At 70.5% G+C, this 23,445-nt stretch carries 22 protein-coding genes and 3 pseudogenes; 7 read left to right on the top strand and 18 right to left on the bottom strand.

Annotated elements, in window-relative coordinates; genetic code table 11:
* From ACIBK4_RS45060 to ACIBK4_RS45045, 4 genes and pseudogenes are all read right to left on the bottom strand, one after another.
* A pseudogene (locus ACIBK4_RS45060) lies at positions 1-206 on the bottom strand (Toxic cation resistance protein); the annotation flags it as partial.
* Positions 203-1,345: an acyltransferase gene (locus ACIBK4_RS45055; protein WP_399005058.1), complete on the bottom strand. Its 1,143-nt coding sequence runs from the start codon at positions 1,343-1,345 to the stop codon at positions 203-205. The gene ACIBK4_RS45055 and the pseudogene ACIBK4_RS45060, both read right to left, overlap by 4 nt.
* An 88-nt stretch (positions 1,346-1,433) precedes the next feature.
* Positions 1,434-2,543, bottom strand: a complete 1,110-nt coding sequence (locus ACIBK4_RS45050; RefSeq protein WP_399005025.1) for an alpha/beta hydrolase — start codon at positions 2,541-2,543, stop codon at positions 1,434-1,436.
* 193 nt (positions 2,544-2,736) lie between these two features.
* Positions 2,737-3,618: an alpha/beta hydrolase gene (locus tag ACIBK4_RS45045; protein ID WP_399005023.1), complete on the bottom strand. Its 882-nt coding sequence runs from the start codon at positions 3,616-3,618 to the stop codon at positions 2,737-2,739.
* Positions 3,619-3,827: 209 nt separating this feature from the next.
* Between ACIBK4_RS45045 and ACIBK4_RS45040 the strand changes: the two genes are divergently transcribed.
* Complete coding sequence (locus tag ACIBK4_RS45040) at positions 3,828-4,538, top strand: TetR/AcrR family transcriptional regulator (protein WP_399005021.1); 711 nt, start codon at positions 3,828-3,830, stop codon at positions 4,536-4,538.
* Between the two features lie 15 nt (positions 4,539-4,553).
* Here ACIBK4_RS45040 and kynU read toward each other — a convergent pair whose 3' ends face one another.
* The 11 genes from kynU to ACIBK4_RS44985 form a co-directional block, all read right to left on the bottom strand.
* Positions 4,554-5,759 (bottom strand): kynureninase, encoded by a 1,206-nt coding sequence (gene kynU / locus ACIBK4_RS45035; protein WP_399005019.1) that lies wholly within the window; start codon positions 5,757-5,759, stop codon positions 4,554-4,556.
* Positions 5,752-6,591 carry a tryptophan 2,3-dioxygenase family protein gene (locus tag ACIBK4_RS45030; protein WP_399005017.1) on the bottom strand — a complete coding sequence of 280 codons (840 nt, stop codon included), beginning with the start codon at positions 6,589-6,591 and terminating at the stop codon, positions 5,752-5,754. The genes kynU and ACIBK4_RS45030 overlap by 8 nt, the downstream gene beginning before the upstream one ends.
* A gap of 154 nt (positions 6,592-6,745) precedes the next feature.
* Entirely contained in the window at positions 6,746-7,159 is a 414-nt protein-coding gene (locus tag ACIBK4_RS45025; RefSeq protein WP_033284811.1) for a DUF3151 domain-containing protein, read from the bottom strand.
* Positions 7,160-7,224: 65 nt separating this feature from the next.
* On the bottom strand, positions 7,225-8,694 hold the full coding sequence (locus ACIBK4_RS45020) for an MFS transporter (RefSeq protein WP_399005015.1): 1,470 nt from the start codon (positions 8,692-8,694) through the stop codon (positions 7,225-7,227).
* An 83-nt stretch (positions 8,695-8,777) separates the two neighbouring features.
* Positions 8,778-9,809: a class II fructose-bisphosphate aldolase gene (fbaA, locus tag ACIBK4_RS45015; protein WP_399005013.1), complete on the bottom strand. Its 1,032-nt coding sequence runs from the start codon at positions 9,807-9,809 to the stop codon at positions 8,778-8,780.
* A gap of 175 nt (positions 9,810-9,984) precedes the next feature.
* Positions 9,985-10,533 (bottom strand): orotate phosphoribosyltransferase, encoded by a 549-nt coding sequence (pyrE, locus tag ACIBK4_RS45010; RefSeq protein ID WP_399005011.1) that lies wholly within the window; start codon positions 10,531-10,533, stop codon positions 9,985-9,987.
* Between the two features lie 10 nt (positions 10,534-10,543).
* Positions 10,544-11,332, bottom strand: a complete 789-nt coding sequence (locus ACIBK4_RS45005) for an aldose 1-epimerase (protein WP_399005009.1) — start codon at positions 11,330-11,332, stop codon at positions 10,544-10,546.
* Between the two features lie 44 nt (positions 11,333-11,376).
* Positions 11,377-12,213, bottom strand: a complete 837-nt coding sequence (locus ACIBK4_RS45000) for an SRPBCC domain-containing protein (protein ID WP_399005007.1) — start codon at positions 12,211-12,213, stop codon at positions 11,377-11,379.
* Positions 12,214-12,400: 187 nt separating this feature from the next.
* Positions 12,401-13,999, bottom strand: a complete 1,599-nt coding sequence (locus ACIBK4_RS44995) for a polyamine aminopropyltransferase (RefSeq protein WP_399005005.1) — start codon at positions 13,997-13,999, stop codon at positions 12,401-12,403.
* A 123-nt stretch (positions 14,000-14,122) separates the two neighbouring features.
* Complete coding sequence (locus ACIBK4_RS44990; protein WP_366437333.1) at positions 14,123-14,659, bottom strand: DUF2617 family protein; 537 nt, start codon at positions 14,657-14,659, stop codon at positions 14,123-14,125.
* Positions 14,660-15,048: 389 nt separating this feature from the next.
* Positions 15,049-15,357: a hypothetical protein gene (locus ACIBK4_RS44985; RefSeq protein WP_399005003.1), complete on the bottom strand. Its 309-nt coding sequence runs from the start codon at positions 15,355-15,357 to the stop codon at positions 15,049-15,051.
* A gap of 129 nt (positions 15,358-15,486) precedes the next feature.
* Between ACIBK4_RS44985 and ACIBK4_RS44980 the strand changes: the two genes are divergently transcribed.
* From ACIBK4_RS44980 to ACIBK4_RS44960, 5 genes and pseudogenes are all read left to right on the top strand, one after another.
* Entirely contained in the window at positions 15,487-16,680 is a 1,194-nt protein-coding gene (locus tag ACIBK4_RS44980) for a pyridoxal phosphate-dependent aminotransferase (RefSeq protein WP_399005001.1), read from the top strand.
* A 150-nt stretch (positions 16,681-16,830) separates the two neighbouring features.
* Positions 16,831-17,088 carry a type II toxin-antitoxin system prevent-host-death family antitoxin gene (locus ACIBK4_RS44975; RefSeq protein ID WP_329464350.1) on the top strand — a complete coding sequence of 86 codons (258 nt, stop codon included), beginning with the start codon at positions 16,831-16,833 and terminating at the stop codon, positions 17,086-17,088.
* Positions 17,089-17,098: 10 nt separating this feature from the next.
* Positions 17,099-17,359, top strand: coding sequence for a Txe/YoeB family addiction module toxin (locus ACIBK4_RS44970; protein WP_399004998.1), 261 nt, complete (start codon positions 17,099-17,101; stop codon positions 17,357-17,359).
* A gap of 76 nt (positions 17,360-17,435) precedes the next feature.
* Positions 17,436-17,612: pseudogene (locus ACIBK4_RS44965) on the top strand (aminotransferase); the annotation flags it as partial.
* A 743-nt stretch (positions 17,613-18,355) separates the two neighbouring features.
* Positions 18,356-18,595: pseudogene (locus ACIBK4_RS44960) on the top strand (aminotransferase class I/II-fold pyridoxal phosphate-dependent enzyme); the annotation flags it as partial.
* Between the two features lie 106 nt (positions 18,596-18,701).
* Here ACIBK4_RS44960 and ACIBK4_RS44955 read toward each other — a convergent pair.
* The gene (locus ACIBK4_RS44955; protein WP_399004996.1) at positions 18,702-19,235 is read right to left on the bottom strand and encodes a YbjN domain-containing protein; all 534 of its coding nucleotides are present in this window, start codon (positions 19,233-19,235) and stop codon (positions 18,702-18,704) included.
* Between the two features lie 109 nt (positions 19,236-19,344).
* Between ACIBK4_RS44955 and ACIBK4_RS44950 the strand changes: the two genes are divergently transcribed.
* The gene (locus ACIBK4_RS44950; RefSeq protein ID WP_399004994.1) at positions 19,345-19,809 is read left to right on the top strand and encodes a hypothetical protein; all 465 of its coding nucleotides are present in this window, start codon (positions 19,345-19,347) and stop codon (positions 19,807-19,809) included.
* Positions 19,810-19,843: 34 nt separating this feature from the next.
* On the opposite strand, the gene clpB is transcribed toward ACIBK4_RS44950, so the two are convergent.
* Both clpB and ACIBK4_RS44940 read right to left on the bottom strand, forming a co-directional pair.
* On the bottom strand, positions 19,844-22,441 hold the full coding sequence (gene clpB, locus ACIBK4_RS44945; RefSeq protein WP_399004992.1) for an ATP-dependent chaperone ClpB: 2,598 nt from the start codon (positions 22,439-22,441) through the stop codon (positions 19,844-19,846).
* Positions 22,442-22,890: 449 nt separating this feature from the next.
* Complete coding sequence (locus ACIBK4_RS44940) at positions 22,891-23,226, bottom strand: hypothetical protein (protein WP_026178811.1); 336 nt, start codon at positions 23,224-23,226, stop codon at positions 22,891-22,893.
* Positions 23,227-23,445 lie beyond the last annotated feature (219 nt).

Below are 23,445 nucleotides of genomic sequence, written 5' to 3'. Positions count from 1 at the left end.
GCGCCCAGCCCCGCACCGACCGTACTGCTTTCGTCGCCGCTTGCCGGAGGCCCCTGTGGGGCTCGTTCGCCGTCGGCGACCAAAGGCGCGTGGATGGAAGCGCCCAGCCCCGCACCGACCGTACTGCTTTCGTCGCCGCTTGCCGGAGGCCCCTGTGGGGCTCGTTCGCCGTCGGCGACCAAAGGCGCGTGGATGGGGGCGTTCATCTGGTCAACCCTAGGGACGGTGACGGTAGTTCGCTCGGGCGTGGGCGGGTGGGGTGTTCGTACGGTCGGAACGCCGTCCAGCAGATCGTCAGGGCCAGGGCGAACACCGGGAGCCAGGCGATGCGGGCCGCGACCCAGGTCAGGGTGTCGGGGTGGGTGTGCAGGCCGGGGAGGTGGCCGGCCGGGAGGGTCGTGGCCGTGGTGGCCATCAGGGCGGTCTGGTGCCAGAGGAAGATCGTCATCGCGGAGAGGTTGACCAGGGCCACCGCCGACCAGGCGAGCGGGCGGCGCATCGCGCGGCGCAGGCGGTCGCGGAGGAGCAGGGCGAGGCCGCACTGAGCCAGGCCGAAGGTGACCGCGGCCAGGGTCGGCGGGTCGAGGTTGGAGATTGTGGTGCCGGGGACGCCGACCATCGACGCCGGGTAACCCGCCCAGAGGACGAGCGCCGCCGTCGCAGCCGTACCGCCGACCAGCAGGACCCACCCCGCGCGGGCCCGGTCCAACTCGCCCCGGGTCCACGCCGCGCCGAGGGTGTACGGCACCATCCAGCCCGCCGCGACGTTCACCCAGCCGAGCCAGGACGGGCCGCCCAGCCCGAAACGGATCACGTCCACGTGCAGGACGACCGCCAGCGGCCACAGCGGGTTGAGCCTGGTGACGAGAGGAGTCGCCGCCGTCAGGGCCGCGAACACGACCAGGAACCACAACGGTGACAACGCCAACTTGACCAGCGCACGCACCGTTTCGAAGTCCGCGCCGGACAGGAGCAGGGCGATCGCCGTCACCGTCCACAGGGTGAGGACGGCCGCCGCCGGCTTGAACAGCCGGGACAGGCGGCCCGTCAGCCATTGACCGTACGTCGCGCCCCGGGCCCGCGCGGAGGCGTACCCTCGGGTCGCCACATGGCCGCCCACCAGGAAGAACACCGCCAGCGTCTGGAACACCCAGGAGATGGGCGCCAGCCATGGCATGTGCTGCAACGGGCTCGCCGTGTGCAACGTGCCGCCGTCCGCCACCAGGGCCGTCACCAGCCAGTGGCCCAGGACCACCCCGAGGATCGCGAGGGCGCGCAGGGCGTCCACGGCACGGTCCCGGTCGGGCGGGGTGGCCGCTTCGACGCGGGCGGCGCCGTGCCGTATGCCCAGCCGTCCGCCCTGTCGTATGCCCCGCCTTATGCCCCGCCGAATGCCCTGACTCGCCTTCCGTGTCTCGCCGTTCCGGGTCCCGTCACGCATGGGTCACCTCCGAGGTCTCGCCCAGGACGATCCGGGCGAGGTTGGCCAGGGAGGCCGAGCCCGGGGAGAAGTAGTCGCTGTGGCCGACGTCGCCGGCCGCGAAGACGTGGGCGCCGAAGGCCGGGGACACCGGGTCGGTGCCGAAGCCGACCGTCGTGCCGAACAGGTCCGCGCTCTCGTGCGGGACGTCGCCGATCCAGTCGTCGGCGCCGCGTGCCGCCCAGACCCGGGCCGGGGTGTGCAGGCCCGCGACGGAGTCAACTCCCGTGCCGGGGCTGCCGATCAGGGCGATGTCTGACACGGCCAGCCCGGCGGCGGCCCGTCCGCACACGACCGTGCCGTACGAGTGGCACACCAGCGTGACGTGCGCCGCGCGGCCGGTGAGGGTGTGCAGCTGTCGTATGAACTCCCTTAGGTGCGGGGCCGCTTGGTCCGCTCTGGTCGGTGTCAGGACCGTGGTGCTCACCGTGCGCGGGGTGTCGTAGCCGAGCCAGGAGACCACCGCCGTACGGGAGTTGGGGGCGTCCTCGGTCAGTTGGCGGTGGAGGTTCAGCGCGGTCGCGCGGAAGCGGTCGTAGGTGTCGAGGGTGGTGTCCGAGCCGGGGACCAGGACGGCTACGCGGTCGGCGTGGGCCAAGTCGCCGAAGACTTCCGTCGCTTGGCCGGTGCCGCGACCGTCGAAGGCGAGGAAGCGGCGGTCCGGGGCGGCCATCGCACGCTCCGTCGCCGCTCGACGGTCGTCGCCGTCGGTGCCGGCCATACGGGACGCCTCGGCCGCGTTGGCCCGGTTCGCCGCGTACGCCTCATCCAGCGTGGCCGGTGTGAGCGGGGCGAGGGTGGCGGGCAGAGGCGCGGGAATCTCGGGCCGGGCCGCGGCGGAGAGGGGGATCACCACCGCGCCGGTGACAAGCGCGGCGAGCAGGGCGCGACGCCATCTGCCGGTGCGGGAGCGGGTGTTGGCGGTGCGCCGAGTGCGGGGCGCTTCCGCCGCGCCGGTCTCCCCGGTACCGCGTTCCGCCCCACCGGTCGCCGCCCCAGCCCCGTCCCCGGCCCCGGCTCCCCTCACCCCCGCGTCGAGCCACGCCCCCGTCCCCGTCCCCATGTCCCGTCTCCCCTCCCAGGCCGCCCGCTCGTCGGGCCTGCTCATCTGGAAGGAAAATTACGGATCCGCGGTCGTCGTCCGCGTCACGCCAGGGAGCTCATCTGCGCCGTAGCTCTCAGGTATTACGGGTATGACCGGGGCGGCCGACCGACAGCCGGCATCCGACAGCCCGGCAGCGCTCATCACCAACCGCTCACCACGCCAGCTGGGCGATCTCCTCCGCCACCACCGCGCACGCGTCCGCCGCCGGGTCGATCAGCGGGAAGTGGCCGACGTCCTCCAGCAGCGTGAGGCCCACGACCTCGCCCGACTTCGCCGCCGCGTCCGCGTAGGACTCGGCGACCGCCTGCGGGACCTCGATGTCGGCGCGGCCCTGGACCAGGGTGGTCGCGATGCCGGTGGGGAGGAGGAGGGAGGGGTCGGCGTACGGGAGGCGCTCCGCGAACTTGGCCTGCTCGCCGAGGAGTTGGCCCGCCGCTCCGTCGCACACGGCCAGCTTCTCGGCGACCGTGAAGTCGGCGATCGGGGCGAGGGCGACCACGCCGCGCAGTGCGGCGGGGGCGGGGGTGCGCCAGGGGGCGTCCTTCGGGAGGACGTGCCGGGCCGCCGCCCACAGGGCGAGGTGGCCGCCCGCCGAGTGCCCGGTGATCACCGTGCGGCGCGGATCGGCCTGCGGCAGCGCCTCCCGTACGAGCGCCGGGAGCGCGTCCAGCGCCGCCGCGACGTCGTCGAAGGTGTCCGGCCAGCGCCCCGCGACCGGACTCGTACCGCCCTGCGCGGGCAGGGCCGGGCCTCGCCGGTACTCGACGTTGGCCACCGCGAACCCCCGCCGGGCCAGGAAGTCCGCGAACGGCGTGATGTGCCTACGGTCGTACGGGGCGCGCCACGCGCCCCCATGAAGTACTACGACCAGGGGTGCGGCCTCGCCCGGCATGCGCTCGCCGCGCGGGGCGTAGAAGTCGATCACCTGATCGGGGTGATCGCCGTACGCGGCGGTGCTGTCGGGGTCGACGGCGGGGTGCGAGAAGGCCGACTCCTCTTCTGCGGCGGCACGTGCGGCTGCGTCGTCCGGCATGCTCCAACCTCTCAGCGACGAAACGGACTTGGATGGTTCGGATGTGGCGGACCTGGAGAAGATTGCGGCCGTGGGCGGGACGCTACCAGGCCGGTGACGTGCTCGGACACGCGGATGTCACGCTGGGTGAGGGTTAAACGGTTCTGCTGTTTCGTTACGCTGACGCCGTGCCCGTCACGGCACCTCATCAGCACTCCCAGGAGACCGCAATGTCCACCGAGGACGAGCACGCACACAGACCCCAACCCGACCCTCAGTCCGACCCCGACCCCGACCCCGAACCCGAACCCGGCACCCTGCGCCCCGGCGGCCGCACGGCACGCGTGCGTACGGCGGTGCTGCGGGCAGCGGGTGACGTGTTGGCGGAGCAGGGCGTCGACCGGCTCGACCTCTCGGACGTCGCCCGGCGGGCGGAGGTCGGCAAGACGACGGTGTACCGGCGCTGGGGTTCGGTGACCGCGCTGGTCGCGGACCTCCTCGTCGACATGGCCGAGCAGTCGCTGCCGCGCGAGGAGACGGGTTCGCTGCTCGGCGACCTGCGAGCCAACGCCCTGCTGGTCCAGCGCACGCTCGCCGATCCCCGCCAGGGCCCCCTGTTCCGCGCCGTCATCGCCGCCGCGACCTGCGACGTCCGTACGGCCGAGGCCCTGCGCCACTTCTACGAGGTCCGGGTCGCCGAGTGGGCGCCCTGTGTCGAACAGGCCGTAGAGCGTGGGGAGTTGCCGGTGGGCACCGATCCTTCCCAGGTCGTACGGGCTGTGTCGGCGCCCCTCTACTACGAGTTGCTGACCACCGGGACCGCCCCGGACACCCCCGCCGCGGAGCGCGCCGCGCGCGCGGCGCAGGCCGCCGCCGCGGCAGGGGTGTACGTCATCGGCCTCTCCGAAAACCTAACCACTCCCATCACCCAAGGCAGTTAGATCGAGGTACAGCTTCTAGCGGACCGCGTCTCCGAGGACCCGAGCCGCCCGCTCCACATCCCCGAACCCGACGTACAACGGCGTGAATCCGAACCGCAGCACGTCCGGGTGCCGGAAGTCGCCGACCACGCCCCGCTCGATCAGCCGTTTCATCACGTCCCCGGCATCCGCGCACCGCAGCGCGACCTGGCTGCCGCGCTCCGCATGGGCGACCGGAGTCACCGACTCCACCCGCCCGCCGGGGACGTACGACCCCACGCACTCCAGGAAAAAGTCGGTCAGGGCAAGGGACTTGGCCCGCACGGCCTCGATCGAGACACCACCGCCGTCGCCATCGCCGTCCCACACGTCGAGGGCCGCTTCCAGGGCGAGCATGGACAGGATGTCCGGCGTACCCACGCGACCGCGCAACGCGCCCGCCGCCGGTTCGTACGCGGACCGCATACCGAAGGGCTCGACGTGCGAGTTCCAGCCGGGCAGCGGCGAGTCGAACCGCTCCTGCAACTCCCGCCGCACATACACATACGCGGGTGAACCCGGGCCGCCGTTCAGGTACTTGTAGGTGCAGCCGACCGCGAGATCGACCCCGTGCTCGTCGAGCCCGACCGGCAGCGCACCCGCGCTGTGGCACAGGTCCCAGACGACCACGGCACCCGCCGCGTGCACCGCGGCCGTGAGCCCGGGCAGGTCGTGCAGCCGCCCGGTGCGGTAGTCGACGTGGTTGAGGAGCACGGCCGCCGTACGGTCACCGAGCGCGCCCGGCACATCAGCCGGGGCCACCGGCCGCAGCGTGCACCCGGTCATCCTGGCCGCCGACTCGGCGATGTACCCGTCCGTGGGAAAGGTCGTGGCGTCGACGACGATCTCGTCCCGCCCCGACCCGGCCGTCATCCGCACCGCCGCCACAAGTGCCTTGAATACATTGACACTTGTGGAGTCGCCGACGACGATCTGCCCGGCCGCCGCCCCGACCAGCGGAGCGATCCGGTCACCGATCCGCTCGGGCGCGGTCCACCAGCCGCTCTCGTCCCAGGACCGGATACGCAGCTCGCCCCACTGCCGCCGTACGACGTCCTCGACCCGCCCGGGAACACCGACCGGCAGCGCGCCGAGCGAGTTCCCGTCCAGGTACACGACGTCGTCGAGGACGAACTGCGCACGCACACCGGCCAGTTCGTCACCGGCGTCCAACTTCTCTGCTTTCAGGGCAAGTTCAGACATGGGACCGCGCCGTCCACAGCTCGGGGAACACGTTCTTCTGCGCGCGCTTCTCCAGCCAGGCCACGCCCGCGGAGCCGCCGGTCCCGGTCTTCGCGCCCATCGCGCGCCGGGTGGCGACGAGATGGTCGTTGCGCCATCGCCAGACGAGTTCGGCGACATCGGTCAACGCCTCGCCGAGCCGGGCGAGTTCGTCGTCGGCGTCACCGGAGTAGAGGGCCGTCCACACCGCCTCGACCTCCTCCGACGGCTCGTACCGCAGCGTCACGTCACGCGTCAGTACGGCCTCGGGGACCGCGTGCCCGCGCCGGTCGAGGAGCCTCAACACCTCGTCGTAGAGGCTCGGTTCCTGGAGAGCCTTCTCCAACTCGGCGTGTACGCGCGGCGCTCCGCGGTGCGGGACGAGCATGGACGCGGACTTCTCGCCGAGGAGGAACTCCATCCGGCGGTACATCGCGGACTGGAAGCCGGAGCCCTCGCCGAGGGCGGCGCGGTAGGAGTTGAACTGGGCCGGCGTGAGCTGGCCGAGGGGCCGCCAAGAGGCGTTGAGCGCGTCGAGTTCCCGTACGGAACGCTTCAGCGCGTCGATCGCGACCGGCACCCGGTCCTCGCGCAGGGCCCGCGCGGCGGTCTCCCACTCGTGGACGATGACGGTGAACCACAGCTCCATGACCTGGGTGGTGACGAGGAAGACCATCTCGCCGGGGTCGTCGGAGCGGGTGTGCTGGAGGTGGGTGAGGACGTCGGCCTGGACGTAGTCCTCGTAGGGGGTCGTCCCCTGGAAGTCGAGATGCGGGGCCTCGGGCTCCTGAGTTTCCTGAGCCGGTTGGGACATCGCTGTCTCCTGATGCGTACTCCGGGTAGCGGTCCGCCCCTGCCGAATGCCGACACGGGGGCCCCGGTCCCCACCGGGCATCCTCCCCAATGGTCCCCCGAGACCGCAAGGTCCGCCTGGTCACACCAGGCGGACCTGCATCAATGCCCCCGACCTAGCCGAGCGTCTGGGCCGCCGTGGGCGAGGAGTCCTTCAGGAACTGCGAGCACCGCGCGTACTCCTCCTGCTCCCCGATCGCCTGCGCGGCCCGGGCGAGGGCGTGCAGCGCTCGCAGGAAACCGCGGTTCGGCTCGTGCTCCCAGGGCACCGGTCCGTGCCCCTTCCATCCGTTGCGCCGCAGGGAGTCGAGCCCGCGGTGGTAGCCCGTACGCGCATAGGCGTACGACTCCACGACACTGCCGCGCTCGAACGCGTCGTCGGCCAACAGCGCCCAGGCCAGCGAGGAGGTCGGGTACTTCGCGGCGACATCGGCGGGCGTAGCACCACTCGCGAGGAGGTCGCGCGGCCCGGGGTCTTCGGGGAGGTGGGTCGGGGGCGGTCCCCCGAGGAGGTTCTCGTGAATCGTCATGGGTTCCAGTCTCCCCTAGGGGCGGGGATTGGCCGGCATCACGGCCGCCGCACGGCAGCGAGCCGCTATTCGAGCCGCCCCTTCCCCACCCGAGGCTCCAACGGCGGAGCCGTGACCCACCCATGCGTAAGACACTCCGGCCGCCGGCAATCCGGTGCCGGGCGCCGTACGGTCGCGTAGGCCAGCACCGACCCCACCACCAGAACCCCCGCGCACCACAGCATCGCCCGGTCGAAGGCATCGTTGAAGGCGCCCGCCGAGCGGTACGCCTCCGGGCCCATCCCCGCGAGGAGCGGCAGCGCGGCGACCGCGATGAGGCCGGCCGCGCGGGCCGCCGCGTTGTTGATGCCGCTGGCCAGGCCTGCCCGAGCCGTGTCCACGGAGGCGAGGACCGTGGCCGTCAGGGGGGCGACCAGGATGACCATGCCCGTGCCCATCACCAGGAGGGCCGGTACCACGTCGGCGAGGTAGGAGGCGTCCGGGCCGACGCGGAGCATCAGCAGCATCGCCGTCGCGCAGAGCAGCGGGCCGACCGTCAGGGGGATGCGGGGGCCGATGCGCTGGGCCAGTTCGCCGGAGCGGGCCGAGAACAGGAGCATCAGGGCGGTTGTGGGGAGGAGGGCGGTGCCTGCCTGGAGCGCCGAGTAGCCCGCCACCACCTGGAGTTGGAGCGCGGTCAGGAAGAAGAAGCCGCCGAAGGCCGCGTAGACGCAGAGGGTGACGAGGTTGACCGCCGTGAACTGGCGCGACGCGAAGATGTCCGGCGGCATCATCGGATCGGGGTTGCGCTTCTCGACGTAGACGAAGGCGACGCCCGCCGCCACGCCCGCGACGGCGGTCAGGACCACGACCAGCGAGCCGTTGCGGGCCTCGATCAGGGCGTACGTCACGAGGGCGAGCGACACGGCGCCCAGTGCCGCGCCGAGGACGTCGAAGCGGCCGTGCTTGCGGCCGTCCGCCGATTCGGGGACGTGGCGTACGGCGATGGGGGCGCAGATGAGGGCCATGGGGACGTTGATCAGGAACACCCAGCGCCAGCCGGGACCGTCCACCAGCCAGCCGCCCAGGAACGGGCCGACCGCCGCGCCGATACCGCCGAAGCCGGACCACAGGCCGACCGCCCTGGCCCGGTCGTCGGGGTGGAAGGAGGCCTGGATCAGGGCGAGGGAGCCGGGGGTGAGGAGCGCGCCGCCGATGCCCTGGAGCGCGCGGGCGGCGACCAGGACGCCCACATTCGGGGCGAGACCGCACAGCAGCGAGGCCGCCGCGAACCACACCACACCCAACACGAAGATCTTGCGGCGGCCGTAGCGGTCCCCCAGGGAACCGCCCAGCAGGATCAGGCCGGCCAGCGTGAGCATGTACGCGTTGACCGTCCACTGGAGGGCGGCCAGGTCGGCGTCGAGATCGCGGCCGATGCGGGGCAGGGCGACATTGACGACGGTGGAATCCACCATGGCCATGCTGGAACCGAGCACCGTGGTCAGCAGGATCCACTTGCCCTGGGGCGAGGCGAGCCGGACGTCGGAGGACATGCCCCAGGTATACAACGAGCCCGGTGCCGTAGCACCGGGCTCGCGGAACAGACGCCTCAGCGGAACAGGCGCCTCAGAAGGACTTACTTGATCTTCGTGCCCGTGGAGCGCAGGTTCGCGCACGCCTCGGTGACGCGCGCGGCCATCGACGCCTCGGCGAGCTTGCCCCAGGTGCGCGGGTCGTACGTCTTCTTGGAGCCGACCTCGCCGTCGACCTTCAGGACACCGTCGTAGTTGCGGAACATGTGGTCCGCGATCGGGCGCGTGAACGCGTACTGGGTGTCGGTGTCGAGGTTCATCTTCACGACGCCGTTCTCCAGCGCGGTGGCGATCTCCTCCGGGGTGGAGCCGGAGCCGCCGTGGAAGACGAAGTTGAACGGCTTGCTGCCGGCCGGCTGACCGTACTTCGCGGCCACGCCCTCGTTCAGCTCCTTGAGCAGCTCGGGACGCAGGACGACGTTGCCCGGCTTGTACACACCGTGCACGTTGCCGAAGGACGCGGCCAGCAGGTAACGGCCCTTCTCGCCCAGCCCCAGCGCCTCGACCGTACGGATCGCGTCCTCGACCGTGGTGTACAGCGAGTCGTTGATCTCGTGCGAGACGCCGTCCTCCTCGCCACCGGTCGGGGTGATCTCCACCTCAAGGATGATCTTCGCGGCGGCCGCGCGGGCGAGCAGCTCCTGCGCGATCGCGAGGTTGTCGGCGAGGGTCTCCGCCGAGCCGTCCCACATGTGCGACTGGAACAGCGGGTTGCCGCCGGCCTTCACGCGCTCCTCGGAGACGGCGAGCAGCGGGCGGACGTAGCCGTCGAGCTTGTCCTTGGGGCAGTGGTCGGTGTGCAGCGCGACCGTGACCGGGTACTTCTCGGCGACGATGTGCGCGAACTCGGCCAGGGCCACCGAACCCGTGACCATCTCCTTGGCGTACTGGCCGCCCAGGAACTCCGCGCCACCCGTGGAGATCTGGACGATGCCGTCGCTCTCGGCCTCCGCGAAGCCGCGCAGCGCAGCGTGCAGGGTCTGGGTCGAGGTCACATTGATGGCCGGGTAGGCGAACTTGCCTGCCTTCGCCCGGTCGAGCATCTCGTTGTAGACCTCGGGGGTTGCGATGGGCATGGTCCGCTCCTTGGTATCTGCGGGTTGGCGATCTTCGCGATCTGCGTGCTACGGCCCTGACCTAGACCTTGGGTGCGACGTCATCGTCGGCCCCATCTTTCCAGACGGGACCGGATGGTCGCCCCTGCCCGTCTCGCCCTGTGGATAACTCGGTCGGACGCGCGGGCGGAGGCGGTCAGTCCAGGCCGAGTTCATCCTTGGAGTAGGCGAAGAGATACGGCACCCCGGCCCCCGCCTCGATCTTCTCGGCCGCACCCGTCGCCCGGTCCACGATGGTCGCGACGCCGACGACCTCGGCACCGGCCCTGCGCACGGCCTCGACCGCGGTGAGCGGGGAATCACCGGTGGTGGAGGTGTCCTCGACGACCAGCACCCGGCGCCCCGCGATCTCCGGACCCTCCACCTGACGCTGCATGCCGTGCGCCTTCGCGGCCTTGCGCACGACGAAGGCGTCCAGCTTCCGCCCGCGCGCGGCGGCGGCGTGCAGCATCGACGTGGCAACGGGATCGGCGCCCATGGTCAGCCCGCCGACCGCGTCGAAGTCCAGGTCCGCGGTCAGGTCCAGCAGCACCTGCCCGACGAGCGGGGCGGCCTCGCCGTCGAGGGTGACGCGGCGGAGGTCGATGTAGTAATCGGCCTCCAGCCCCGACGACAGGGTCACCTTGCCGTGCACCACGGCCTTGTCCTTGATCTGCTGCAGCACCACGCCGCGTACGTCCGTCATGCCGCCCAGCTTAGAGGCGCCTCCAGGCCCAGGTCATCGTGGCTTCGAGCGGCTCGATCGGGGTGACCAGGCGGGGCAGGGTGTTGAGCCCGTTCGGCGGCCCGGTCTGCGGTTCCACGCACACGGCGGCCTCCTGCTCGTCGTAGACGACGACCCATTCCTCCGGGCTGGTCACCTTCAGCTCCAGCTGCCCCGGCCAGGTCAGCGTGACGTCCACGCCACCCGGCATCCCGAAACAGTCGTCCCAGGGACCGGGCTTCACGTCGATGCGCTTGCCGGTGGGCAGGTGGTCGTCGCCGCGCTCCTCCTGCCAGGCGGGGCTGAAGTCGACGGTCACGTCCTCGCCACCGAGGTTCCGGTGGAACCACGGGTGCCAGCCGATCTGCGCCGGGAACGAGTCGCCGTGCGCCTCCACCGCCATCGTGAGCGTCAGGGAGTCGCCGGTCAGCGCGACGGCCTGGGTGACGCGGCCGGGGTAGGGCCACGGCTGGACGAGGTCGTACGTGATGACCGTCTCGTCGGCCGACCGGCGGGCCGTACGCCAGGCGCCGTCGCGGACGGTGCCGTGGATGGCGTGCGGCGGGGAGTTGAGGGGCATCTGGTGGACGGTCCCGCCGTCCAGGAACCGCCCGTCGCGGATCCGCCCGCACCAGGGGACCATCGGGAAACACCCGAACCGCTCGCCCTGGCGCAGCAGTTCGGTGCCGCCGACCCGCAGTCCTCCGATACGGCCGCCGTTGCCCGGCTGCACCGTCACTTCCGCGTCGCCCGCGGTCAGCGTGATCTCTTCGTTACTCACGGCATGACCCTACTGGGCGGATCAAGAGGGCGAACGGCGACCCGTCAACGGCGTTTGCGCAACACCCTGTTGACCACGATCGCCGACGCCACGACCAGCGCCGCGGCGGGCGCCGCCCAACGGAGGGTGGCGTTGGTCGACACGCTCTGCGGGGCGGGGACGGGGGCGTAACGACCGCGCGGGGGTGCGTGATCGACCTCCTCCGCACTCCGCCCGATCATCGTGCGGCGAGCGTGCGCGGCTTCGGCGGGAGGTTCGGAACTGTCGGCGAAGGTCTCGGAGACATGGGGTTCGGCCAGACCGCCGATGTCGGCAACGGCGTCATCGATGTCGTCAATGTCCTCAACGTCGCCGGCGTCCACGATGTCGTCGATTTCATCGGCCAGCAGAGGATCGACAAGCGGGGGCTCGATCTCGAACTCCGGGCCGGGGTCCGCAGGTTGGGACTGCTCCGGCTCGTCCGCATCCGCTCCCAGGTTCTCCGCGAAACGATCCAGGAGCCTTGTCGCCGCCGACCTCACCGCGTCCGGCGCCAGTTCGGTGATCCGGCCGTCCGCAGTCGCCGTACCGTCGAAGGCGAGGGCGGAGCCGCCGTCCGTCCCCCGGACGCGCAGGGTGAGGGCGAGCTTGACGGAACCGGTGCCGCGAGCCTCCGTAGCGTCGCCCTCCACGGCATACGTACCGTCGTCCTGCGCGGAGACGCGCACCGCACCCCGATAGGTGATGGAGTGGCTGCCGACGCGAACCTTCAGACGCCCGGCGACGAGTTCACTACCGGCGTCCTGCTGGAAACCGGGGACGGCGCGGGCGACCCGAGCGGGGTCCCCGAGTACGGCCCGCAGCCGCTCGGCGGGAACCGGAACGTGCACCTCATGCTCCATGCTTGCCGAGCCTACCCAGGTTGGGCGGGGGTGTACGTGCCGTTGCCCGGAAGTGCGGCCGTGTTGGTGCGGGCGTCCCTGGGAGCTGCGCCCCCAGACCCCCCTTCGGCCTGAACGGCCTCGTCCTCAAACGCCGGACGGGCTGGATATTGCCGACCTGCGTTGAAATGCGCCGCCCTCCGCGAGATCAGTACCGCGGATGCACCAACGTGGAAGCCGCCAGCCCCGGCACCCGCGTCCGCTCCGCCGCCCGTTCCTCGCCCTCCAGTCCCGGCGACGCAGGCACCGCCTCCCCTCGCGTCGCCAGCACGAACCCCCAATCACGCGGAGCCCCGGACGTCCCGGCAGCCCGATCGGGCCCCGCGGCGAAACCCGCGGCACGCCCCCCGACCCGATACGGCACGGTGAGCAGCCCGGCCGCGCGAACCGTCGAGACCACCGTCCAGAAGACATGGCGCCGGGACGAGACCGGCCCCGCGTGCACGACCAGCCGCCCCCGCTCGGTGAGCGCGCGGCGGGCAAGGCCGTAGAACTCCTGGGAGTACAGCTTCGTGCTGGCGGTGATCCCGGGGTCGGGGAGGTCCGCGATCACCACGTCGTACGACCCCGGGCGGACCGCGCGCAGCCGGTCGAAGGGGTCGCCCGTCGTGACGTGGACGCGCGGGTCGGCGTAGACATGACCGTTCAGGGCGGAGAGCGCGGGGTCCTGGCGGGCCAACCGGACGACGCCCGCGTCGAGTTCGACGATGTCGACGCGGCGCACCCCCCGGTGGCGCAGCACTTCCCGCGCCGCGAGTCCGTCACCGCCGCCGAGGACGAGCACGCGCGCGTGGGGGCCGTTCATGGCGGGGGCGACGAGGGCCTGGTGGTAGCGGTTCTCGTCGCGGCCGCTGACGCGGAGGCGGCCGTCGAGGAACAGGTCGAGGGGGCGGCCGTGGTCGCCGCCGGTGAGGACGACCTCCTGGACGTCGGTCTGGAGCGCGACCCGGACGTCCTTGCCGTAGACCGCGTGCCGCGCGGCCCGTTCGAAGTCGTCGGCCAGGACGGCGGCCGAGGCGAGCAGGCCGAGCACCGTGAGGTTGGTGATGACCAGGAGCCAGCGGCCCCGGCGGGAGAGGTCGCGGCGGAACAGGCCCAGGACCAGGGAGCCGCCGGCGACCACGTTGACCGTGCCGGTGAGCAGGGTGCCGGTCAGCTGGCCCAGGAACGGCAGGAGCAGGAAGGGGAACGCCAGGCCGCCGACGAGCGCGCCCACGTAGTCCGCGGCGAACAGATCGGCGACCGCACCCCCCGCGTCCTGCCGACGGATCCGCTGGATCAGCTCCATCAGCAAGGGGACCTCGGCGCCGATCAACAGCCCGATGGCGAGCGAGAACGCGACCAGGAGGCAGCGCGGGCCCTGGGCCCACAGCCCGCCCCAGTTCCCGGTCCAGGCGAAGACCGCGTACAAGGCCATCGCGCTGCACCCGCCGATCAGCGCGAGCGCCGCCTCGACCGCGCCGAACCCGGCTGCCGCATGCCAGCGCAGGCGTTTCGCGGCGAGCGAGCCGATGCCCATCGCGAACACCATGACGGACAGCACGACGGACGCCTGGGTGACCGAGTCGCCGATCAAGTACGAGGCGAGGGCGACGAGTTCGAGTTCGTACACGAGTCCGCAGGCCGCGCAGACGAAGACGCCCGCGAGCACCAGGAACCGGCCCGTGCCCGGCCGTACGGGCAGCCGCGCGGGGCCTGCCCACGGTGGCTGGGTACCCGGCCGGGCCGGCGCGTGCGGTTCGATCACGCTGCGACGTTACGTCACACCACGGGCACGCTTCGTCACCCACACGTGTGGAATGTGTTTACAGCGACCGGGGTTGGTGTCGGCCGCACAAGCTCGTCCGGACCCGTCCAAGCGCGTCCAGGTTTATACGGGCGACGGCATCGCATGCCCCACCGGCACCCGCACCCCCACCCGCGTCCGCGTCGCCACCAGCTGCCCGTCCTGCGGATACGCGTGCCAGGTGCGCCAGTGCACCTGCCCCTCGTGCCGCTGGGCGAGCATCGCGGTGAAGGCGTGCGGGCTGCCGGGGAAGACCCCGGCCAGGCCGTTGGGATGGTCGGCGACGAGGGCCAGCAGTTCCTGGGCGCGGCCCGCGAACTGCCCCGGGGACAGCACCTCGACCCGGGCCGCGAACTCGTACTCCCAGTCCCCGACCCGCTTGGCCACCCCGAGCGGCAGCGGTGTGCTGGAACCCGGGATGCACGCGACCGTCTCCGAACAGCTGCCCCGCTCCTCGTCCAGGAGTACCTGGTGGGACGCGCCGAGCAGTCTCAACTGAAGCTTCGCACCGGACAGTTCGAGATCGAGCGTGGCCAGGGCGGGCAGCGGCTCGCGCCCCAGGGTCCAGGCGAGGTCGGCCGCGCGCGTATCGGTGTAGGACGTCTTCAGGGTCGTGAGCATGGATCGGCTCCGCTAGCACGCAAAGAAAGGGGAGGTAAGGGGAGGTGTGGGGGTCCGGCACACCCCGGCCGACACCGGGACATCGGCCCGGTCGGCCCAGTCAGGAGAAGGTGTCTGCAGGCGCCCGAGGGGTTGCGTTGGGGCTGCGTTGGTGATGTAGAGGGAATCATGAGGGATGGCGCCACCACAGCGTTTTTACCCAACTTCGTGGGGTTTCCATCCCTCAGGGGGCTGCACAGCTCAACTGTTCAACCAAGGCGTACGCCCAGGCGTGTCAGGCGCGCGCCGGAGCGCCCGCCGGGAGCGGTCCCCCGACGGGCGCTCCGGCCCCCCGTGCCATCCCGTCGGCGGTGCTCAGCTGCCCCGTGTCAGCCGTCACCGCGTCCGGCTCAGTTGCCGCCGCCGCAGCCGCCCCCACCCCCGCAGGACGATCCGCCGCCGCACGACGAGCCGCCTCCGCAGGACGAGTGCCCGCCGCCGCACGAGTGGTGCCCACCGGAGTGACCCCCGCCGGAGTGCCCGCCGCCCGAGGACGACGACCCCCCGTCACCGGCCCACCAGCTGCTCGACCCGGCCGCGCCCCCGGAGAGCCCGGACCTGCGCCCCGATCCCTTGCTGAGCTTGTTCTCGCGCCCCGCGCGGACGACCGCTCCCACGAAAGCCACTGCGACGACCGCCAGGATGATGCCGAAGACCATGGCGTCACCCTCCTTCCGATTCCCCCGAAGCGGCCCCCCGTGGGCGCCCCGGTTGGTGCGTGAAGCAGGGATGCCCGGTCGTCTCACCTGCCAAAGCAGAGTTGAGGAACTCCAGAGCTTGAGCGCAGGATGGCGGGCATGACCTCCACCGCACGCCCCCTCCTCAACCGCCGGCTCGCCGAGTTCGGGACCACGATCTTCGCCGAGATGTCCGCGCTCGCCCTGAAGACCGGGTCGATCAACCTCGGCCAGGGTTTCCCCGACACGGACGGCCCCGAGGAGATCCGCGAGGCGGCGGTCCGCGCCCTGCGCGACGGACGCGGCAACCAGTACCCGCCGGGCCCCGGCGTCCCCGAACTCCGCACCGCGATCACCGCCCACCAGCAGCGCCGCTACGGCCTCTCCTACGACCCCGACACCGAGGTCCTGGTCACGGCCGGCGCGACGGAGGCGATCGCGGCGGCGCTCCTCGCCCTGGTCGAACCCGGCGACGAGGTCATCGCGTTCGAGCCGTACTACGACTCCTACGCGGCCTGCATCGCGATGGCGGGCGGAACCCGCGTACCGGTCACCCTGCGCCCCTCGGAAGGCCGCTTCCGTCTCGACCTGGACGAGCTGCGCGCCGCCGTCACCGACCGCACCCGCCTCCTCCTGATCAACACCCCGCACAACCCGACCGGCACCGTCCTCACCCGCGAGGAACTCGCCGCCATCGCCGAACTCGCCGTAGAACGCGATCTGTTGGTGATCACCGACGAGGTCTACGAGCACCTGGTGTTCGACGAGGCCGAGCACATTCCGCTCGTCACCTTCCCGGGGATGCGGGAGCGGACGGTGTCGATCGGTTCGGCGGGCAAGACGTTCTCGTTCACGGGCTGGAAGGTCGGCTGGGTCACGGGCACCCCCGCCCTCGTCACGGCCGTACGGTCGGCGAAGCAGTTCCTGACGTATGTGGCCTCGGGCCCGTTCCAGTACGCGGTGGCGGAGGCGCTGTCCCTCCCCGACTCCTACTTCGACGACTTCCGCACGGACATGCTGGCCAAACGGGACGTCCTGGCGACGGGCCTGACGGAGGCGGGCTTCGAGGTGTTCCGCCCGGCGGGCACGTACTTCATCACGACGGACATCCGCCCCCTCGGAGAGACCGACGGCTTCGCCTTCTGCCGCGCCCTCCCCGAACTCGCCGGGGTCGTCGCCATCCCGAACGCGGTCTTCTACGACCACCGGGAGGAGGGCGCGCCCTTCGTGAGGTTCGCGTTCTGCAAGCGGGTGGGTGTGCTGGAGGAGGCGGTGGGCCGGCTCCGCAAGGCACTCGCGGGCTGACGGCCGCCCCGCGGGACTGGTCGACGCGTCCCTGGCCGCCTCGCACGCCTCGCCTGCCCTGCGCTTTCGCGCAGGAGGCCGTCATTTCGGCGCTTGCCGCATCGACAGGAGCAGACGTACAATATTCTGTACGTGGAAGGAGGGCCGACTGTGAAGACCATGACGTATTCCGAGTCGCGCGCGCGGTACGCCGAGGTACTCAATTCCGTCACCGACGACCGCGAAGAGGTCGTCATCACCCGGGCCGGACATGAGCCGGTCGTCATCGTCTCCCTTGAGGACTACGAGTCCCTGAAGGAGACGGCGTACCTGCTGCGCAGTCCGGCCAACGCCCGGCGCCTGCTCGCCTCCATCGACGAGCTGGAAAATGGCGGCGGCATCGTGCGCGAGCTGGCGACCGACGAGTAAGGGTCGCGAGTTGAAGATCACCTTCTCCTCCCGCGCCTGGGAGGACTACCTGTGGTGGCAGCTTCAGGACCGGAAGATCCTTAAGCGCATCAACACGCTCGTCGCGGACATCACCCGGAACGGCAACGAGGGCATCGGCAAACCGGAACCGCTCAAGCACGGATTCCAGGGCTACTGGTCGCGCCGCATCAACGACGAGCACCGGCTGATCTACAAGGCCACCGAGGACGGCGTCCTGATCGCACAGTGCCGCTACCACTACGAAAGCTGACGGGACTCGGGGGTCGGGCACAGCACCCTTGTCACAACTGACCCGCGCCGCACGCAAATAGGTGCGCGAACACGGAGTGGCCCGGGTGACGCCGGCACCGGGCCTGGTCACCGCCGTGCGGTCGGCGAAGCAGTTCCTCACGTATGTGGCGTCGGGCCCCTTCCAGTACGCGGTCGCCGAGGCGCTCGCACTCTCCAACTCCTACTTCGCCGCCTTCCCCCAGCCCCAGGGCACCCACTTCATCAACACCGACCCCAACGGTCGAGAAGGTCAACACCTCGGCGTCGGCTCAATACGGCGGCATCACCCGGGACTTCAGGGTGCCTGGAGGCTGGGGCGCCCGATGGAGTTGGCGTGGCGGCCAGCTCACTTTCGAAGGATTCCTGTGATGGCGGGGCAGCACAAGACCGAACCGGCCTACCAGGCGGCCGACTTCGCAGCAGACGGAGCCCTGCGGGATGTCTGCGTCCTCGACACCACGATCGACGACTGGCGACGCATGTTCGACGCTCTGCACGCAGTCCCGGGGCGCCATGTTCTTACTTGGACACTCTCCGAGACCACGCAGAGCGGCACCCTGGACACTACTGCCGTATGGTCCCGGCTGGAGCAGGACCCGGAGGAATCGGCGAGCCTGGCCATCGACATCGACGGCGTTTGGTTCACCTGCTACTTCTTCGACATCGAAGAGATCGAGTTCACCTTCGATCCGTCCGACGTGGTCGACGAAGCGGCCTTCGCACCCGTCCGCTCCTTCGTGACCTGGCTGGGAACGGCGACAGGCCGGGAAGTCATCGTGACCATGGAAGGCACCGACCACGCTGCCATGCCTGCTCTGATCCGGTGGCGGCCGTGAAGCTCGTCAAGGCCGACTGCGATCCCGAGCCGCACGGCTTCCAACTGGATACGGACGACCTGTCTCGACAGACTGCCGCGGTCACGTGACGGCCTGCGCGAGACGGCAACCAGCCAGGGAAATGGGTGCGCGAACGCGGAGTCTCCTGGGTCACGGGCGCCCCCGCCCTCGTCACGGCCGTACGGTCGGCGAAGCAGTTCCTGACGTATGTGGCCTCGGGCCCGTTCCAGTACGCGGTGGCGGAGGCGCTGTCCCTCCCCGACTCCTACTTCGACGACTTCCGCACGGACATGCTGGCCAAACGGGACGTCCTGGCGACGGGCCTGACGGAGGCGGGCTTCGAGGTGTTCCGCCCGGCGGGCACGTACTTCATCACGACGGGCCGGCTGAAGAAGCCGGCGGGCTGAGAGACGAGAAAAGACCGGCGCCCGTCCACAGGCTGTGGACGGGCGCCGGTCATACATGGTCTTGCGGGACCGAGGAGAACTACTCCTCGTCGTCCTCAGGCTTCTCGACGGCCTCGTCGACTTCCTCGGTGAGGCCGAGCTGCTCGACGAGCCAGCGGTCGAACTCGATCGCGGCACGCACCCAGCTGACCGTCGAGGACACGAAGTGGTTCAGGTCGACGCCGGTGCCGACCAGCATCTGCGCCTCACCGATGAGACGGACGGTGCCGTCGTCGTGGGTGTGCGTGTAGACCTTGGGCCACAGAGTGCGGCGGTTCCAGTCGTCGATCGACTCAAGCAGCTGCGGCTTGACGTCGATGTCGTGCGGACGGTCGTAGAACGTCCGCACCGAGAAGACCAGCTGGTCGTCCTCGCCGCGGAACATGAAGTACGTACGGAACTGCTCCCACGGCGCCGCGAGGTCACCCTCGTCGTCGACGACATACTTCAGCTCCATCTGGTCGAGGAGCTGCTTCACGAGGTCCTGATCCGGGACGACGGGGCCCGCCGGTCCTTGGGGGTTCGGCTCGGGCTGGCCCCCGAAGTTCGGAATCGAGGACGGGTCGATGCTCACCGTGTATTTCCCTTCGTACGGATTCCGCCATCCTCCCCCATGCGGGGAGGGGGGTGGCAACCCCTGACGGGACTGTCCGCCACGGGCTGACCGATATACGGTCATGCACATGCGGAGGGGAGCACGGTGGCCGTTGTGGGGGATGTGGTGGATGTGCCTCGTCTTCGTGGTGTGGGCGGTCTGGTGGTTCGCCCAGACAATGCGCTACGCCGCCTCCAGTGACGACCCTCCCGGCACCGTCGGCAGCGCCGACTGCGCCGACGCCATGGACTTCTCCGGCGCCGCGCTGCCCGAGGACACCCGGGACGCGCACTGCACCTCGTACACCTGGGGAGGCCAGGCGTACGACGGCAGTTTCCGCATGCCGCGCGCGGCGGTCCACGGTTGGCTGGCCGAGTCGTTCCCGGACGGCGCGGGCTTCCCCTGTCACGGGGACGACGACGAGTGCGTCCGCGTCCGGCGCGACGCACAGGCGCACGCGTCCGGCGCCTACGACGTCACCGTGAGCGTGTCCTACGAGGGCGGGTCCACCGGGGACACCGCCCTCGTCACCTTCGACGCGAGTTCCTACTGAACGCCGCCTGACGTCACGACCTGAACACCGGGCGTCACAGCGTCTTCCCGGTGGCCGGCCCCACGATCAGCCCGTCCCCGAACGCGTCCACCCGTACCGTGTCCCCGTCCTTGACCTCGCCCGCCAGGATCTCCTTGGCGAGCCGGTCACCGATCGCCGTCTGGACGAGCCGCCGCAGCGGTCGCGCCCCGTACGCCGGGTCGTTGCCGTTGTCCGCGAGCCAGGTCAGGGCCTCGTCGCTGATCTCCAGGGTGAGGCGGCGTTCCGCGAGGCGCTTGGCGAGGCGGCCGATCTGGAGGCCCGCGATACGGCCGAGCTCCTCCCTGTTCAGGGCGGAGAAGACCACCAGGTCGTCCAGCCGGTTCAGGAACTCCGGCTTGAAGGAGGCCCGGACCACCTGCAGAACCTGCTCCTTCTTCTCGGCCTCGCCCGTGGTCTGGTCGATCAGGAAGTTGCTGCCCAGGTTGGAGGTGAGGATCAGGATCGTGTTGCGGAAGTCGACCGTGCGGCCCTGGCCGTCGGTCAGGCGACCGTCGTCCAGTACCTGGAGCAGCACGTCGAAGACCTCCGGGTGCGCCTTCTCGACCTCGTCGAGCAGGATCACCGAGTACGGCCGCCTGCGCACCGCCTCCGTGAGCTGGCCGCCCTCCTCGTAGCCGACGTATCCGGGCGGGGCGCCGACCAGTCGGGCCACGCTGTGCTTCTCGCCGTACTCCGACATGTCGATGCGGACCATCGCCCGCTCGTCGTCGAAGAGGAAGTCCGCGAGCGCCTTCGCAAGTTCCGTCTTGCCCACGCCTGTTGGGCCCAGGAAGAGGAACGAGCCGGTGGGGCGGTCCGGGTCCGCGATGCCCGCGCGCGTGCGTCGTACGGCGTCGGAGACCGCCTCTACGGCCTCACGCTGGCCGATGAGGCGGCGGCCCAACTCCTCCTCCATGCGCAGGAGTTTCTGCGTCTCGCCCTCCAGGAGGCGGCCTGCGGGGATGCCGGTCCAGGAGCCGACGACGTCCGCGATGTCGTCGGGGCCGACCTCCTCCTTGACCATCGTGTCCTTGGAGGCTTCCTCTTCCGCCTCGGAGGCTTCCTCCAAGTCCCGCTCCAGGGTAGGGATTTCGCCGTAGAGCAGCTTGGACGCGGTGTCGAAGTCGCCGTCGCGCTGGGCGCGTTCGGCCTGGCCGCGCAGTTCGTCGAGCTTTTCCTTCAGCTCGCCGACGCGGTTGAGGGACTGCTTCTCCTTCTCCCAGCGGGCGTTGAGGCCGCGCAGCTCCTCCTCGCGGTCGGCGAGGTCGCGGCGCAGCTTCTCCAGGCGCTCGATGGAGGCGGCGTCCGTCTCCTTGTCGAGGGCCAGCTCCTCCATCTTCAACCGGTCGACGGAGCGCTGGAGTTCGTCGATCTCGACCGGGGAGGAGTCGATCTCCATGCGGAGGCGGGACGCCGCCTCGTCGACGAGGTCGATCGCCTTGTCGGGGAGGAAGCGCGAGGTGATGTACCGGTCGGAGAGGGTCGCGGCGGCGACCAGCGCGCTGTCCGCGATGACGACCTTGTGGTGCGCTTCGTAGCGGCCCTTGAGTCCGCGCAGGATCGCGATCGTGTCCTCGACGCTCGGCTCCGCGACCAGCACCTGCTGGAAGCGGCGCTCCAACGCCGGGTCCTTCTCGATGCGTTCGCGGTATTCGTCGAGGGTGGTCGCGCCGACCATGCGCAGTTCGCCGCGGGCCAGCATCGGCTTCAGCATGTTGCCGGCGTCCATCGCGGAGTCGCCGCCGGCACCCGCGCCGACGACGGTGTGGAGTTCGTCGATGAAGGTGATGATCTGGCCGTCGGAGTCCTTGATCTCCGCGAGGACGGTCTTCAGCCGCTCCTCGAACTCACCGCGGTACTTCGCACCCGCGACCATCGCACCGAGGTCCAGCGAGACGAGCCGCTTGTTCTTGAGGGACTCCGGCACGTCCCCCTTCACGATCCGCTGCGCCAGCCCCTCGACGACGGCGGTCTTGCCGACGCCGGGCTCGCCGATGAGGACCGGGTTGTTCTTCGTACGGCGGGACAGCACCTGGACGACCCGCCGGATCTCCTGGTCCCGGCCGATGACCGGGTCGAGCTTGCCCTCGCGCGCGGCGGCCGTGAAGTCCGTACCGAACTTCTCCAGCGCCTTGTACTGCCCCTCGGGGTCGGGTGTGGTCACCCGGCGCCCTCCCCTGCTCTTCTGGAACGCGTCCAGCAGCTTCTTCGCACTGGCCCCCTGCTGGGAGAGTACGTCCCCGGCCGCGCCGCCCTTCGCGGCGATACCGATCAGCAGGTGCTCGGTCGAGAGGTAGTCGTCGCCGAGTTCCTTCGCGTGCTCACCGGCGTCCGCGAGCACGGCCAGCAGCTCACGGCTCGGCTGCGGCGGCGCGACGGTCGACCCGGTCACGCTGGGCAGCGCCCCGAGCACCCGCTCGGCACCCGCCCGTACGGCGGCCTGATCGGCGTCGACGGCGGCCAGCAGGTCGGTGATGTTCTCGTTGTCCTCCCCCGCGAGCAGCGAGAGAAGCAGGTGGGCCGGGGTCAGGTCGGCGTGCCCCCCGGTCACGGCACGGTTGCTGGCCGCGTTGATCGCGTCCCGGCTCCTGTTGGTCAGCTCGGCGTCCACGTTCGCGTACTCCTCCTCCTACGACCTTCGTGCACGGAATGACACGGTCAACGTGCACAAAGTTGAGTCTATTCCACTCAAGGCAACGGAGGGACCGATCCGGCGACCGAGTTCTGGGTTCCGGATTCCGGGTTACGGGGTTGCCGGTTCCGGGCTCTGAGGGCGCACGCATGCACAGGCCGCCCCTGTCGTCGCAGGGACATACGGCCCGGAGGCGCGGCTTGCTCGGGTCATCGCGAACAAGCTGCGCGGACAAGCCGAGCGGGAGAGGCGCCGAGCGGGAAGGGCGGGGAGGGCAGGGAGGGCCGAATCGATCAGTTCCGGCCACCACGGCCGGCCCCATACCCGAACATTCCGCACAAACTGCAGCGGCGTCACCGTGTTCAGGTCACGGTGACGCCGCTGCGGGGGGAAGCACCTGAGCGATCTGTTACGACGGGGGAATCGCGTCAGGCACTGCGGGGGGTGGCTGAGATGGTCTGGACGTCGGGGGCATCCGTTTCCACCAGCCGATGGTCTCGCTGGTCAAGATTCACAAAGATCATTCCGTACCGAATGGCACATCGCACTGGCTGCGGCGCCCCCCGAGGCCGCCGCAGACACCGGTACGCCCGTACGTCCTCGTCCTCGTCCCGCGTCACGACGACCGGCTCACCGAACACGGTCACCATGAGCGAGTCACCGCTGTGGGGGATGGCGGTGGCCAGGTCGATGAAGTGCCAGCCGGAGCGGTAGGCCGTGGCCATCTCGCGCCGGAAACTGCGGTCGTCCGGAGGAGTAGTCATAATCAGTCCCAGACGCTGTCAGACGGCATGTCAGGGGACGCAGTGGCGGAAATCTCGATCCCCGCGGCCTGAGTACCACTCGCTCGATGCACGTCGCCCTTCGCACCGGAGAGGCCGGCCAGTGCGCCGAAGGCCACAACGGTGGAGAAGGCCGTGACAAGCACCGAGCGAAGCAATCTGTTACGCATAATCGGCTTCGTCCTCACTTGAAGGTCCCCT

Origin of the sequence: Streptomyces sp. NPDC050528, assembly GCF_044457795.1 — a bacterium.
Lineage (GTDB): Bacteria > Actinomycetota > Actinomycetes > Streptomycetales > Streptomycetaceae > Streptomyces.
This window is presented reverse-complemented; position numbering and strand designations above follow the sequence as displayed.